The 13,413-nt window shown below is 40.9% G+C and carries 19 protein-coding genes; 11 read left to right on the top strand and 8 right to left on the bottom strand.

The genetic code is table 11. The features are described from left to right. Window positions 1-47: 47 nt before the first annotated feature. On the top strand, window positions 48-710 hold the full coding sequence (locus NFU46_RS12405; protein WP_175081407.1) for an FMN-dependent NADH-azoreductase: 663 nt from the start codon (window positions 48-50) through the stop codon (window positions 708-710). Window positions 711-780: 70 nt separating this feature from the next. On the opposite strand, the gene NFU46_RS12400 is transcribed toward NFU46_RS12405, so the two are convergent. Beyond that, window positions 781-1,239: a GyrI-like domain-containing protein gene (locus NFU46_RS12400; protein ID WP_175079926.1), complete on the bottom strand. Its 459-nt coding sequence runs from the start codon at window positions 1,237-1,239 to the stop codon at window positions 781-783. A gap of 192 nt (window positions 1,240-1,431) precedes the next feature. Between NFU46_RS12400 and NFU46_RS12395 the strand changes: the two genes are divergently transcribed. The 6 genes from NFU46_RS12395 (at window position 1,432) to NFU46_RS12370 (ending at window position 6,132) form a co-directional block, all read left to right on the top strand. Beyond that, window positions 1,432-2,058, top strand: coding sequence for a fused MFS/spermidine synthase (locus NFU46_RS12395; RefSeq protein WP_175081406.1), 627 nt, complete (start codon window positions 1,432-1,434; stop codon window positions 2,056-2,058). Continuing rightward, window positions 2,043-2,933 carry a spermidine synthase gene (locus NFU46_RS12390; protein ID WP_251602230.1) on the top strand — a complete coding sequence of 297 codons (891 nt, stop codon included), beginning with the start codon at window positions 2,043-2,045 and terminating at the stop codon, window positions 2,931-2,933. Before NFU46_RS12395 ends, NFU46_RS12390 begins: the two co-directional genes overlap by 16 nt. A gap of 47 nt (window positions 2,934-2,980) precedes the next feature. Beyond that, window positions 2,981-3,406, top strand: a complete 426-nt coding sequence (locus NFU46_RS12385) for a TlpA disulfide reductase family protein (RefSeq protein WP_251602228.1) — start codon at window positions 2,981-2,983, stop codon at window positions 3,404-3,406. Between the two features lie 135 nt (window positions 3,407-3,541). Next, entirely contained in the window at window positions 3,542-4,018 is a 477-nt protein-coding gene (locus tag NFU46_RS12380; protein ID WP_251602226.1) for a MarR family winged helix-turn-helix transcriptional regulator, read from the top strand. A 4-nt stretch (window positions 4,019-4,022) separates the two neighbouring features. Beyond that, a complete protein-coding gene (locus NFU46_RS12375) occupies window positions 4,023-5,084 on the top strand; it encodes an HlyD family secretion protein (RefSeq protein ID WP_175081402.1) in 1,062 nt (353 codons plus the stop codon). 13 nt (window positions 5,085-5,097) lie between these two features. Further along, window positions 5,098-6,132, top strand: coding sequence for a DUF2955 domain-containing protein (locus NFU46_RS12370; RefSeq protein ID WP_175081401.1), 1,035 nt, complete (start codon window positions 5,098-5,100; stop codon window positions 6,130-6,132). Between the two features lie 16 nt (window positions 6,133-6,148). Here NFU46_RS12370 and NFU46_RS12365 read toward each other — a convergent pair whose 3' ends face one another. Further along, window positions 6,149-6,469, bottom strand: a complete 321-nt coding sequence (locus NFU46_RS12365; RefSeq protein WP_175081400.1) for a hypothetical protein — start codon at window positions 6,467-6,469, stop codon at window positions 6,149-6,151. Between the two features lie 135 nt (window positions 6,470-6,604). Then, a complete protein-coding gene (gene arfB, locus NFU46_RS12360) occupies window positions 6,605-7,018 on the bottom strand; it encodes an alternative ribosome rescue aminoacyl-tRNA hydrolase ArfB (protein WP_251602224.1) in 414 nt (137 codons plus the stop codon). A gap of 109 nt (window positions 7,019-7,127) precedes the next feature. On the opposite strand from arfB, the gene NFU46_RS12355 reads away from it, so the two are divergent. Then, a complete protein-coding gene (locus NFU46_RS12355) occupies window positions 7,128-7,688 on the top strand; it encodes a short-chain dehydrogenase (RefSeq protein ID WP_251602222.1) in 561 nt (186 codons plus the stop codon). Between the two features lie 142 nt (window positions 7,689-7,830). On the opposite strand, the gene NFU46_RS12350 is transcribed toward NFU46_RS12355, so the two are convergent. Genes NFU46_RS12350 through NFU46_RS12335 form a run of 4 tightly spaced genes read right to left on the bottom strand, consistent with a single transcriptional unit; the run spans window position 7,831 to window position 10,174 of the window. Then, window positions 7,831-8,505 (bottom strand): phytanoyl-CoA dioxygenase family protein, encoded by a 675-nt coding sequence (locus tag NFU46_RS12350; protein ID WP_251602220.1) that lies wholly within the window; start codon window positions 8,503-8,505, stop codon window positions 7,831-7,833. Window positions 8,506-8,508: 3 nt separating this feature from the next. Further along, complete coding sequence (locus tag NFU46_RS12345; RefSeq protein WP_251602218.1) at window positions 8,509-9,090, bottom strand: uracil-DNA glycosylase family protein; 582 nt, start codon at window positions 9,088-9,090, stop codon at window positions 8,509-8,511. A gap of 19 nt (window positions 9,091-9,109) precedes the next feature. After that, window positions 9,110-9,472 (bottom strand): VOC family protein, encoded by a 363-nt coding sequence (locus tag NFU46_RS12340; RefSeq protein WP_175079916.1) that lies wholly within the window; start codon window positions 9,470-9,472, stop codon window positions 9,110-9,112. A 9-nt stretch (window positions 9,473-9,481) separates the two neighbouring features. Then, window positions 9,482-10,174 carry an aspartate/glutamate racemase family protein gene (locus NFU46_RS12335; RefSeq protein ID WP_251602216.1) on the bottom strand — a complete coding sequence of 231 codons (693 nt, stop codon included), beginning with the start codon at window positions 10,172-10,174 and terminating at the stop codon, window positions 9,482-9,484. Between the two features lie 201 nt (window positions 10,175-10,375). Here NFU46_RS12335 and NFU46_RS12330 point away from each other — a divergent pair, with 201 nt between their 5' ends. The 3 genes from NFU46_RS12330 to NFU46_RS12320 are packed head-to-tail and all read left to right on the top strand — an operon-like array spanning window position 10,376 to window position 12,650. Then, window positions 10,376-10,720: a hypothetical protein gene (locus NFU46_RS12330; RefSeq protein WP_234003534.1), complete on the top strand. Its 345-nt coding sequence runs from the start codon at window positions 10,376-10,378 to the stop codon at window positions 10,718-10,720. Beyond that, the gene (locus tag NFU46_RS12325; protein ID WP_251602214.1) at window positions 10,717-12,318 is read left to right on the top strand and encodes a PepSY domain-containing protein; all 1,602 of its coding nucleotides are present in this window, start codon (window positions 10,717-10,719) and stop codon (window positions 12,316-12,318) included. Before NFU46_RS12330 ends, NFU46_RS12325 begins: the two co-directional genes overlap by 4 nt. Then, complete coding sequence (locus tag NFU46_RS12320) at window positions 12,315-12,650, top strand: DUF3325 domain-containing protein (RefSeq protein WP_251602212.1); 336 nt, start codon at window positions 12,315-12,317, stop codon at window positions 12,648-12,650. Before NFU46_RS12325 ends, NFU46_RS12320 begins: the two co-directional genes overlap by 4 nt. Before the next feature lie 205 nt (window positions 12,651-12,855). Here the strand turns inward: NFU46_RS12320 and NFU46_RS12315 are convergent, their stop codons facing one another. After that, on the bottom strand, window positions 12,856-13,389 hold the full coding sequence (locus tag NFU46_RS12315) for a lipocalin family protein (RefSeq protein WP_055198908.1): 534 nt from the start codon (window positions 13,387-13,389) through the stop codon (window positions 12,856-12,858). Window positions 13,390-13,413 lie beyond the last annotated feature (24 nt).

Genomic DNA, 13,413 nt, shown 5'->3' with positions numbered 1-13,413 from the left:
TTCATTTATTGATGATACCAACACATTAACTAATGAGGTATTTACTTATGACCACTCTATTACACATTGATGCTAGTGTACGTTCGGCTAAAAATGCAAACCCTAACCACGATTCAATCTCTAAAAATATTGCTAAGCAATTTGTAAATCACTTACAGCAAAATAATGCTATAGCTGAGTATATTTATCGTGATGTTGGAATGAATCCACCTTCATTTATTAATCAATCTTGGATTGGTGCTGTGTTTACGCCAGCCAACAAGTTAACACTTGAGCAAAGAGAAGTACTGGCCGAATCAGATGAATTGATAAATGAGTTGGTTAAGGCTGATACCATCGTGATATCAACGCCTATGTATAACTATGGCATGCCTGCACAATTAAAAGCATGGTTTGATCAAATCGTTAGGATCAATAAAACGTTTGATTTTGACTTGCAGCGGGGGGATTTCCCTTTGCAACCCTTGTTAACTGGTAAACGTTTGCTGGTTATAACCTCAACGGGTGAGTTTGGCTTTGAGGCAGGTGGTATTCGCGAGAGTATGAGCCATTTAGTGCCGCACATTAAAACCTTGAGTAAGTATTTAGGTGTGCAGCATATTGATGAAATAGCCTGTGAGTATCAAGAATTTAATGACCAAAGACACCAACGCTCTTTGACTAATGCCTATGCTAAAGCAGAGCAATTAGCGCTGAGATACGCCAATTAATAAACACAACAAAGCCGCAATAAGCGGCTTTATCTGTAATGGGGCTTTACACTAAAAATAGGGTTTGGCGTTATTCAACCGAAATGAATACTTCAACTTCTTCACTGCTTTTATAAAACTCATAGTCAGTTTTATATGCTCGAATATGCGGGCACTGTTCATTACTAAAGTACTGCCAAACTTGGCCCCAAACATCGATAACGGTTTGTGGCATTGCACCTTTGCCGCTAAAGTGAAGATAGTTACCTGTAGAAAGTGTAGTTTTTTCTACCTCTGATGACGTGACTTGCATGTCAGTACACGCAAATACATCAAACTCTCCTGTGACATCAGATTCATAATGAGTATACACGCCATAAACTTGGCTAGATGGCGTTAAATTTGGCGCTATGTCTGTGTAAAATTGCTGCCATAAGCCAGCGATTTTGGCACCTTCCCCACTCATTTCTTTCATATTGCTGGTGCGAACTTTGAGGCCAAATAAAGTTGTTGGGTTGTCGATATTGATCTTCGTTACTTGCTGATCCATTGCATTTTTCCTTGCTTATTTTGTTCCCATTAAAATACCAGAGCACATGTACTTTAACCTAGCCTTTTTAATTATTTATTTTTAAAAGACTATATTTTGTCAACGGCCTTTACAGCTTAAAAAACAGTCATGGCATCCTTATCTGCATCAGGTTAAGATGGGTAAAATAACAACAAAATCAGCGGGTGTTTAATGAATAAAATCAATGCGCTTATCTACTTTTTAGCCTTTAGTAGCGGCTTTTGTATTATGGGAGTTGAGCTTTTAGGCGGTCGAATTTTAGCGCCGTACTTTGGTAGCAGTGTGCATATATGGGGCAGTATTATCACTGTATTTATGTTGAGCTTATCTTTCGGCTATTTACTTGGCGGTAAGCTCTCAACCCGCAATCCTTCGTTAACTAAATATGGTCTCATTTTCTTTGTAGCAAGCATTATGGTGGTGCCAATAGTATTGTTTGCTGAGCCAATTATGACCTTTATTTTCACCCATATTGAAGACAGTCGTTACGGCTCGTTGCTGGCGTCAACAGCGTTGTTTTTTATCCCTACAACAATACTCGGCATGATCTCACCTTACTCAGTGCGATTATTGGTTACCGATCATGAAAAAAGTGGTCAGGTTGCCGGTGGTTTGTATTTTGTGAGCACCCTAGGAAGCGCTCTTGGCACGATTATTACCTCTTTTTATATGGTGTTAGCGTTTGATGTTAACGACATCATTAAAACCTTTGCAGCGGTATTAGGCGCGCTTGGTTTGCTTGCAATTGCTGTTAGTCAAATAAAAACAAAGGAGCGTACTGTATGTTTAGAGTCTTAACGCTTTGTTTGATCATGACACTGCCTTTTAGCAGCTTGGCAGAAGTAATACATAAAGAGCGCTCGCTTTATCGCAATATTTTAGTTGAGAAGACTGGCGATTTACTGTGTTTAAAATTTAACGAAAAAACCCGTAAAAGTACGCAAAGTTGTATGTATAAGAGTGAGCCTAAAAAGCTGGTGTTTAATTACACCAAAATGACGTTCGCAAGCTTACTATTTATTGATGATCCTAAAAATGTACTGATCATAGGTTTAGGGGGAGGTTCACTCTCTAATACCATTCATGAGCTTTACCCTAGCGCTCATATCGAAAATGTCGAAATTGACCCCGCGGTAATAAAAGTTGCCCGTGATTATTTTAGCTTTGTAGAAACTAATAACGTAACGTCTAAGGTGCAAGATGGCCGTATTTTTATTAAACGTGCCGCACTTAAAAAACAAAAGTACGATTGGATTATTCTTGATGCCTTTAACGGCGATTATATCCCTGAGCACCTCCTCACTAAGGAGTTTTTTGCGGAAGTCAAAAGTGTTTTGGCTGATGGCGGAATTGTCGCTGCAAATACTTTTTCATCGAGTAAATTGTACCAGCATGAGTCGGCAACTTACTTCGATGTGTTTGGTGACTTTGTTAATGTTGTGACCGATGAAAACTCTAATCGCATTATTTTAGCTGGCTTCGAGACTATGCCTAGCCAGCAAAAGTTAGCCAAACGCGTCAACAAACTCGCAAATAAGTTAACCCCTTACGATGTTGATTTGCAGTTACTCAGCGAGCATTTGTTTTATACTAAGGGTAATCAAGATTGGCCAGCGGATACCAAGGTGCTCACTGACCAATATTCACCAGCGAATTTATTAAATTATCAATGATCAAATACACCTTAATTGCATTTCTTTTAATTACGAGCTCTGCTGCTATGGCAGAGCCCCCTTCTCCCCCTCCTTTAGCTGCAAGTCAGCAGCAGTTGTCTAAACTATTAAATCAATACAAAGGGCAAGTCGTGTTACTCGATTTCTGGGCGTCTTGGTGCAGCCCGTGTCGACGCTCGTTTCCTTGGTTTATTGCCATGCAGAGCAAGTATCAACAGCAAGGCCTTAAAGTAGTTGCTGTAAACATTGATGTTGAGCGCAGTGATGCCGATGCTTTTTTAGCTGAGTTTGCAGTTAACTTTAATATTATTTACGACCCAGATGCTGTTATTGGCAGACAATACCAACTTAAAGGGATGCCGAGCAGCTTTTTAATCGATAAAGAAGGCGTAGTACGGTTCCAACATACAGGATTTGTTGCTGATAAATTAGACCTCTATGAAAGCCATATCAAAGAGTTAATTGCTAAATAGTGTTATCTAGCAGATAACTTTTGCAGTTGTTCGCTTTTATCGAACACAGCTATCTATTTTATTAATTGCAGTAATATTTACTTAGCATGCTAACTACATTAAAATAGTTAGCATGCTAAGTAAATGGAGCGCATCATGTCTTCCACTCCCCCTTTTCACGAAACTCTTGATTTAACATTATGCGGCAGTATGGGTCGTGTGCATCGTTTATGTCGCGATGCTGTCACTTTGGCGGTTGAGCCTTTGGGGCTTACCCAATCTCGCTGGACTGCGATGATGCACCTGTTTCATCTAAACCAAGGTTGTACGCAACAAGAGTTGGCAAATAGCTTAGGCATTGAAATGCCTTCACTAACTCGCACTATTAAGCAGCTTGAGCAACAAGAGATTATTGCTCGTAAAGCTGACGCTGAAGATAAACGCAGTAAACGTCTGTACTTCACTGAGCAAGGTCTACAATTGTTAGACACATTGCAGGTGATTATTGCCGATGTGAAAGAGCACCTTTATGCCGATTTAACCACTGAGCAACTCGATACCATGGCGCATGGCTTAATTCAGATGGAGCAAAACGCCCGTCAGTGTATCCTTCATTATTCAGGAGATAAGTAACGTTATGACACCAGATCAAAAGTTTGCCCGTTACGTAAAAATCTCTTTAGCGGGTTTTATTGTTTTATTTTTATATTTTGTAATTGCCGATTTGTATATGCCTGTTACACCGCAGGCCCGTGTGTATCATCCGGTTGTGCAAGTGACCCCGCAGGTAAGTGGTCGCGTAACCGACGTATTAGTGACTAATAATCAAGCCGTCGAAAAACAGCAAGCCTTGTTTAAGATTAACGATGAGCCTTTTGAGCTTGCCGTGCAACAAGCTGAACTTGCATATGATGATGCAAAACTACAAAACCAACGTTTAGATAGCAGTGTGAAGGCAATAGAAGCACAGTTAGCGGCTGCTCAAGCTAAGCTACATGAGCAAACGTTGCTGTTTGAACGCGGTGAGTCGCTATTGAAAAAGCGTTCTATTTCAGATCAAGAGTACGAAACTATCAATGCGAACTATCAATCAAGCAAAGCCAATGTGGCTGCAATTGAAGCCCAGCTTAGCGAGGCTAAATTAGCGCGCGGTAAAATGGGGGATGATAATTTAGCGCTTCGTCATGCTCAAAACCAGCTTGAACAAGCGAAACTAAACCTGTCGTACACCACAGTGACAGCCGATACCGACGGTAAAACAGCAAACTTACAGGTAACACCGGGTACCTATGCTAATAAGGGCCAACCGTTAATGGCGATTGTTGCTAATAAAGCTGATTTAGTTGCTGATTTTCGCGAAAAGTCTTTAGTTCACGTGCAAATTGGTAGTACTGCAAAAGTCAGCTTTGATGCGCTACCGGGCAAAGTGTTTACTGGCAAAATTATTAGTTTTGAAGCGGGTGTGAGTGATGGTCAGCTTAACGCTAATGGTTTACTCAGTGCCACTGAAAGCAGCAACCGTTGGGTACGTGATGCTCAGCGTCAACGTATCCATATTCAACTAGATGAACACCAGATGCTGGCTAAATTTCCAAGTGGTGCGCGTGCAACTGTGCAACTTTTGCCTGACTCTAGCATCGGTAGCTGGTTTGCAAGCATGCAAATTCGCTTCATTAGTGTTCTGCACTTTATTTACTAAGGCTGGGTGAGTTATGTCAGTATTGCAACTCGATGGTAATGGCTTACGCCAAGCGCTACGCATTGCTACGGGCTCAGCATTAGGGTTTTCACTGGCAAAATTGATGAACTGGCCGAATGGCATCTTTTTCACTGTTTACCCTATGTTACTGCTCGGTTTAGTGCCTGTGCTTAACATGCATATCATTCGTCAGTTTTACGCAGGCGCGGTGTTCAGTGCGCTATTCGTATTGGTTGTACAAGGGTTGTTTGCACACTTGCCTGTTGTAATGACAATGATGAGCTTTATGGCTTTTGCCTTTTTGTTTTATCAAATGAGCCGTGGCGCTAATTTTTTATTTGGCGCTACAACCGTGGTGAGTTTGTCGATTCAATTACATTTTTCGACCTACACCGGCGGTGGTGTCAGTATTTATCCGCTGATCATTAGTAACGCAGTTGCAGTTGTCGTAACTGTGGTGTTTTCGATGCTAATGCATGGTTTATTCCCTGATGTTGCACCGCGCCAAGGTCGGGTAATGCCAGAAAAAGCAAAAGAAAGTGTCCGCCATGAAGTCTTACTTTGTTCAACCGTAGCGACCTTATCATTTGTTGTATTTCAGGTATTTGATTTACAAGATTCTATCTCTGCTCAAGCGGCCTCGGTACTGATATTGTTTTCATTGTGCTGGAAAGCAGCAGGTATGGCAGCATGGCAGCGCGCGATAGGCACCCTAATTGGTTGTAACTTAGCGTTAGTGGCACAGTTATTTTTGTATAACCATACCGATATTTTGATATTTCCGGCGTTAATTCTGTGGATTTTGACCTTTATCTTTAGTCGTTATCACATAATTGGTGGCGGTATTCCGGGTGTTGGCTTTGGTATTATCACTACATTTGGTATTTTGTTTGGCCAATCATTAGGGCCGGGGCAAGATTTGGTTTACAGCGCGCTGTATCGTTTTTCGTCGGTGTCTGTGGCCATACTATTGAGCTTATGTGCGGTGTACATAATGCATCACATCTTAAATCGCTTTGCAATGACAAGGCATCACACGTTTGATTAAAGATTAAAAAAGGGAGTTAATCAGAACTCCCTTTTTTATTGTTATTTGGTTCGAAAATTGTGGGTAAAGACTTAAGTAAATCGTCTTGTTTCTTTACAACACTCTGTACACAGGTTTTTGAGGCGACATCTGCAACCCAAGCGCCCCATTGTGAACTGCCAGGCTCTTCTCCAGGGGTTGCCCACCATCTGGCTTTATAAAGAATTTCGTTATAACAGGTTTCACTACCTTGCGGATACGCGTTTCCGGCTTGCCATGAATCTACAGCAAAACTCGACATAGGCAAAGCTGACAGCGTTATCATTGCAGCGGCAACAATGCGTGATTTCTGGCCCATACGCGGCTCCTTCATTAATGGTGAGATTGTATGACTATTATAGACGCGGCAGGATTAACCATCAATTAACTTTGTTAACAAGTTACACTTCTTTACAGTTCTGCTTATTTTTGACACGATCTTCTGATGTGAAAGTTAGAATTTTACATTTTTTCTTAATGCTTTTGTTTGTCCTCTTTTTGTTTTAGAGTCCATACGCTTTCTCTGAGAACTTTTACTTGGTTTTGTTGCTCTTCGTTTCTTTTGTATTTGTGTTGCATTAATGATTAATTCTTTCAAACGATTAAGCGCATCTTCTTTGTTCATTTCTTGCGTGCGATGACTTTGCGACTTAATGACAATAACGCCCTCTTTGGTAATTCGAGAGTCATTTAAATTAAGCAATCGTTGTTTGTAAAAGTCAGGTAGCTTTGAACGATTAATATCAAAGCGAAGGTGAATAGCTGTGGCCACTTTGTTGACGTTCTGTCCGCCCGCGCCTTGTGAGCGGATCGCACTAAAGTCGAGTTCCCATTCATCAATTGTAACGGTATTAGAAATAGTTAACATCAGGTTCATTTAGCTGTGGTAAAAAAGACATTGTAACATTTGTAATTGGTCAAACATAATTCCTAGCCTATGTATGCCGGTTACAGACCATTTTGAGAGAAAGGAGATCATGATGAAAGCACTACTTATTTCAATAAGCCTACTGGCTATAAGTTTTTCTAGCTTTGCAGAAGATATTACAGAAAACCAGCTACAGCGTTATATTAAAGCCTTACCTGCAGTAGTAAACTGGTCGCAAAACCAACCAGAGCTGGATAGTTTGAATCTAGGTAGTATGTTAGGTAGCTCTGATGGTGTTGACAGCTCGTCTGTAATGGATGCATTAGGCCATATTAAAGAACACGAGCTTTACACTGAATTTGCAGCCCTGACCAAACAATATGGTTTCACGCCAGAGCAGTTAGTTACTGTTGGCTCAGAGGTATCAATGGCGTATTTAGAAAACCTTAAAGCGGGTATGTCAGAAGAGAACAAGCAACGTGTAAACCAAGCAATGAGTGGTTTACAAAGCCTTACGGCATCATCATCTGATGCGGGTACTCGCTCAATGGCAGGTGCTTTAGAAGGTGTTAAAGCAAGTACTGCAACAGCAGATGTTAGCGAAAGTAACGTTAACTTAGTTAAGCAATATATGCCGCAGTTAAAAGAACTGTTCGCAATGTTGCAGTAACAGCACTATCAAATAAAGAAAGCGGCGAGTGAGCCGCTTTTTTTATGCTTACTTGAATACCATAGCGTTTTTTAGATGCTGTTTTTGTTGTGCAGTTGGTAAAAATCCAGTTTGTACAAACTCATTAAGGCTTGGGTGACGTTCAAAGTACAAACTCATTAAGGCTTGGGTGACGTTCAAAGTACAAAATATCTAAGGCAAAACGATTCATACCGTACAAGCCCCGATGAATCATATTTGCCGAAAATATGAGTAAGTCACCTTTTTTGAGTGCCACACTTTTACCGCGAGTCAGTGAGTCACTATTGCGAGCGCCCTGTTGTTCTAATCTAACTGCTAACTCTTCATCCGAATCCCAGTTTTTATGGCTGCTTGGTATTAGCTCTATTCCCGGCTCATCTTCAAAAGCAACGCGGCAATGTAACACTTCAGGGCCGCTAAGAGCGGCCTTTTGCGCATCAAGCTCTAAGTGATACTGCATATCGCGATGCCAATAATTTGCCTGTTTAGGTTTGTAAGGGTTAAAGAATAGTTGAGTATTCATAAACTGAGGATCAGCAACAATGCCCTTAACTTGTTTCAATAGTGTGTTGGCGCTGACAAACTCAAAAAGAGTAAACTTTTCCTCAACACTTAAACATGCAGCACCAGTCAAACCTGAGCTATTAATCCCTCTGGATTGGTAAAAAGATTGGTTTTCTTGCAACCAGTGATGATGAAATTTATTGAGAATTGCCCTTACCTTGCTAAGCTCACTCTCTGTGTAAAGGCCCTTTACATGGTAGTAGCCGTTTTCAGCAAAAAAGTTATTTTCCATTTTTTACCTTGCTAAAATTGCACGTATTTTACTACTAAGCTCAGGTAATACTTGTTGCTCAAACCACGGATTTTTCTTTAGCCAGATATTATTGCGAGGGCTAGGGTGAGGAAGTGGCAAGTAATTTGGCCAATATTCACGCCACGATTTTACTAACTCAGTTAAGGGTAGCTGCTTAGTGTGGGGTAAATGATATGCCTGCGCGTACTTACCTAAGATAATGGTGAGCTCAATATTATTTAGTTTCGCTAAGAGCTTTTCACGCCATGCAATCGCGCACTCTTTTCTTGGCGGTAAATCACCTGATTTTCCTTTGCCCGGGTAACAAAAGCCCATCGGCAAGATAGCAAAATTGCGCTCATCGTAAAACTCATCGCTTGTTACACCAAGCCAAGAGCGAAGCCTTTGCCCGCTTGCATCATTAAACGGTTTGCCACTTTCATGTACTTTAATTCCCGGCGCTTGACCGGCAATTAAAATACGAGCTCGAGGATTAAATTGAATAACGGGCCGCGCCCCAAGAGCTAAATGAGGCTCGCAGATCACGCATTTACTTACTTGTTCTAATAATGATTGAGTACTCATGAGTTAGTAAAAATATGATCTATGCTTGCTTTGACCAAACTGCTAACTCATTACCACTTGGCTCTGTGAAGTGAAAACGACAGCCTCCAGGAAAATCAAACAAGGGCTTAATAATTGTGCCGCCGTGTTTTTCTACCTGTGCTTGAGTTTCTTTAATATTATTTGAATAAAGCACCAGTAGCGCGCCGCCATTATTGGTTAAGCTAGTTAATGGGGCTTGATAAAAACCGCCATCTAGGCCCGCTGATTCAGCGCTAAAGGCCGTGTATTCAGGGCCATAGTCGGTAAATTGCCATTTAAAAACCTGATGAAAAAATGCCTTTGTTGCGGCTAAATCTTTAGCAGCAAATTCAACATAATTTAAGCAATGGTGGTTCGACATGTTGTGCTCCTAATTTAAACTATTCTCAAGCGCCATAGCGCAATGAAGTGCTGTACTATCAAGTAATGGAATAGACGTATCTGATTGTTGAACTAACAAGGCTATTTCGGTGCAACCAAGAATAATGGCTTCAGCACCTTGCTGAGTTAGATCATCAATAATGGTTAAATACTCAGTTTTAGATTCTGGGCTGATGATGCCTTTACATAGTTCATCATAAATCACACGATGCACTGTTTCACGCCCCTGTGCATCAGGAATTAACACGTCTATGGCGAATTTATCAGCTAGACGTTGCTTGTAAAAGTCTTGTTCCATAGTGAACTGGGTGCCCAACAAAGCCACTTTTTTAAAGTTATGTTGGATCAGGTTTTCACCAACTGCATCTGCAATGTGTAACAAAGGAATTGCAACCGCAGCTTGCACTTTCTCAGCGAGTTTGTGCATGGTGTTGGTACAAATTAATAAATAATCCGCGCCCGCGGCTTCAACTTGCTTAGCGGCCTTAATCAGTATCTCGGCCATCTGTGGCCAATCTTGTTGCTTTTGCAGAGCTGCTATGTGGGCAAAATCGAGGCTAACGAGTACTATCTTGGCACTATGCAACCCCCCCAGTTTGTTTTGAACACCTTGATTTAAAAGCTGGTAGTAACTTTGTGTAGACTCCCAACTCATGCCACCGATTAAGCCTATTGTTTTCATTGCAGCTCCCTTTTTATTTACTTAACACCATATGATATTGCACAGAACAAAGCTAGCAGATCATTATTTTACTAACAGATCGAGTTAGTTGGTTCTGTTTCATTATTTAATACGTTTATGCAAATGATAACTACTATCTTTTCTGTTTGTCGGCGATATAATACGGGGTTTTCTTCTCGTGTTATTTTTTAAGGGATTATCATGCATTCTCAATCATTAGATGCAGTGACTACCAATCGCCCTAAAAATACAGCTAAAAAGCGCTCTGTGAGCCTATCTTATCGTGTTGCTGTGTTTTTGCGTTTTGTTGCAGCCATCATTGGTGGTTACGCCTTTACCAGTGTGCTTATTTCATTACTAGCTGTGTTATTACCACTTAATAAACTCGACAGCGTGCTGTTAACAACGACTCTATCGGTATTTTTTTACTGTTGTGTGTTTATTTGGGTATTTGCCGTTAAGTCTTTAAAGACTATTTGGATCACTATTTTACTAACAACTGGTGGGCAATTGCTGGCCCTTTCATTGATTAAGGGATGGTTATGAAAGAGAGCTTTTTCCGCTCAATGACTTGGCTTCATACTTGGGTTGGCTTGCTGGTATGCTGGTTACTGTTCTTAATCTTTTTTGCTGGCACCATCAGCTTTTTTAAAGATGAAATCACTATTTGGGCCAAGCCTGAAACGCACCATGTGCAGCATCAAGCACAACGGGTTCAGTCTCAAGCCGAGCAAATTAATTATGTGTTTGCGCAATTACAGCAACAGGCACCTAATTCATTATCTTGGCGGATAAACTTACCTGAGCCACGTAACCCTGTTTTAAGCTATGGGTTTGCTGAGCCTAAACAGCCAGGCCAGCGCCGTGCACCTTTCAACTATACATATCTAGACCCTAATACCTTAGAGCAATTACCCGAACCTCGGGAAACTAAGGGGGGTAACTTTTTCTATCGCTTACACTTTGATTTACATTACATAGATGTATTTACTGCACGGATAATTGTTTGTTTAGCTTCATTATTTATGTTGGTAGCGCTTATAACAGGCATCGTGATCCACAAACGTATTTTTAAAGATATGTTTAGTTTTAGAGCAAACAAAGGCAGCCGAAGCTGGCTCGATGCACACAATGTTTCGTCAGTGCTGGCACTGCCATTTCATATCATGATCACCTACACGGGGATTATCACGCTTATATTTATGCTGTTCCCCTACCCTGCCGAGACTGTATATGAAAATGGCTTAAGGCAAATGTTTGATGAGGCATTGCCTATTAATAAACGTGCAAAGCCAAGTGAAGAACAACGCCCTATGGTGGCAATCAAAGATGTGTTAGATCAGATTTATACTAAGTCACCGAATGCCGACATTAGCTACGTGTTTGTAAGAAATGCGAATACAGCGACCTCACAAATCGTGGTTTATTTGGCAACCGGCAAAGAGGTTGTAGATAACGGACCACGCTACTTATTTAGTGGTGTAACAGGTGAGCTTGAAGCGAGTTCTGGCGAAGATTGGAGCGCTTCGGCGCAGTTTTATGACTCAATGACGGCATTACATAGTGGTCGTTTAGCCGAGCCGTTGCTGCGTTGGTTGTATTTTTTCTGTGGTTTAGCTGGCTGTGCCATGATAGCTACAGGCTGCATCATGTGGGCAAGGCGCTTACGCGAGAGGCTCAAAGCAGACCAAAAACCAAGCTTTGGGCTTAAGCTCGTTGAGACACTAAATTTAGCCACCCTGATGGGTTTACCAATTGCAACCGCAGCGTTCTTCATTGCTAATCGATTATTACCTTTAGGGTTAGCCGGGCGTGCCGATAAAGAAATACTCGTGTTTTTCTTAGCTTGGCTGGCGATGCTAATCGTTGCTGTGATCGGCCGAGAAAAACGCCACTGGCGCTATAGTGCTTGGCTTAACGCTGCTGCTTGCTTATTAGTACCTGTGGTAAATGCGTTGACAACAGATGGTAATTGGATCACGTATTTACTAACTCAGCAGTGGGCTTTATTCGGTATTGATAGTGCATTTATTTGTGCTGGGCTGCTGTTTTTACTACAAAGCAAAAAAATACCTAGCCATAAAACCGCTACAAATAAGGCTAAATTGTATAAAAACAGGCTGTTAAAGGAGCAACAAGGATGATGGAGTTACTGCAATTTAGTCTCTGCTTTTTAGGGTTTAATTGTTTTGCTCTTGCAAAATTCAATCATTTCCGTGATGTATTTAAAAAGAAATTAACCGAAAAACAGCGAAGTAGCTTTTTATTCAGCGGCTGGATCAGTATTTTACTAAGTTTGGTGCTTTGCGTGCTGTCAGATGCTGGGTACGGCGCATTGCTGTTTTGCGGTTATATGGCTTTAAGTGTACTTATGCTAATGATTTTATACAGTTTTACTGTTTCATGGGTGAAGCATGTCAGTGTATTAACTATGTCTGTTTTGCTGTTGAGTGGCTTTTCGGTGATGATTTTTTAGCTTAGTTAGTAAAAAACTGATCTGATACCAATTTGCAATAGTGCTTAATTAAGTAATAAAAAAATGGGTAGGCAATGCCTACCCAAGCAGGGGATTAAATTGGGGGATCACATGTTGTTTCAAATTAACGACGCTAAGTTTGCCTAGCATCCATTACATTTGTGTTGCACATTCGTGATAGTTTAAAGACAGTTGTAAAGCCCCTTTACAAGCTCTCATGGTCAACATAAATAAGCTCGTCTGTTTTAAAACCATATTCTTTTGCTGTGTTTATAAAGTCCTGCATTTGCTGTTCTGTAACGTTAGGAGTGCGCGACAAAAACCATAAATACTCTTTGTTATAGCCAGTAATATAAGCGTATTGATAGTCTTGCTTATCTAATTCAAACACTACATATGAGCTATAGAATGGCCCAAAGAATGATACCTCTAGGTGGCCTATGTCTTGTTGCTCTGCAAACTTTGCTTTACCTTCAGCTTGCTGCCATTCTTTATCTTCAGCGCTGTAACCTTTATTGATAACTTTTACACTGCCATCAGGGTTAATTGAGTATTCGGCGGTAATGCCCTCAAGGCCGCGTTCAAATGAATGATCTAAACGTGCAATTTCGTACCAGGTCCCTGTGTATTTGTTTAACTCAAAATTATCGACAGGTTTAATGTTGTCTGGCACGCCTGTACACGCAGATAAAATGGCTGTGATACATAAAACCCCGATTAACTTTAATGATGTTTGCACGTTTTTACTCCCTTTAAAAATTAA

It is taken from the genome of Pseudoalteromonas sp. NCCP-2140, from assembly GCF_023708065.1.
Lineage (GTDB): Bacteria > Pseudomonadota > Gammaproteobacteria > Enterobacterales > Alteromonadaceae > Pseudoalteromonas.
This window is presented reverse-complemented; position numbering and strand designations above follow the sequence as displayed.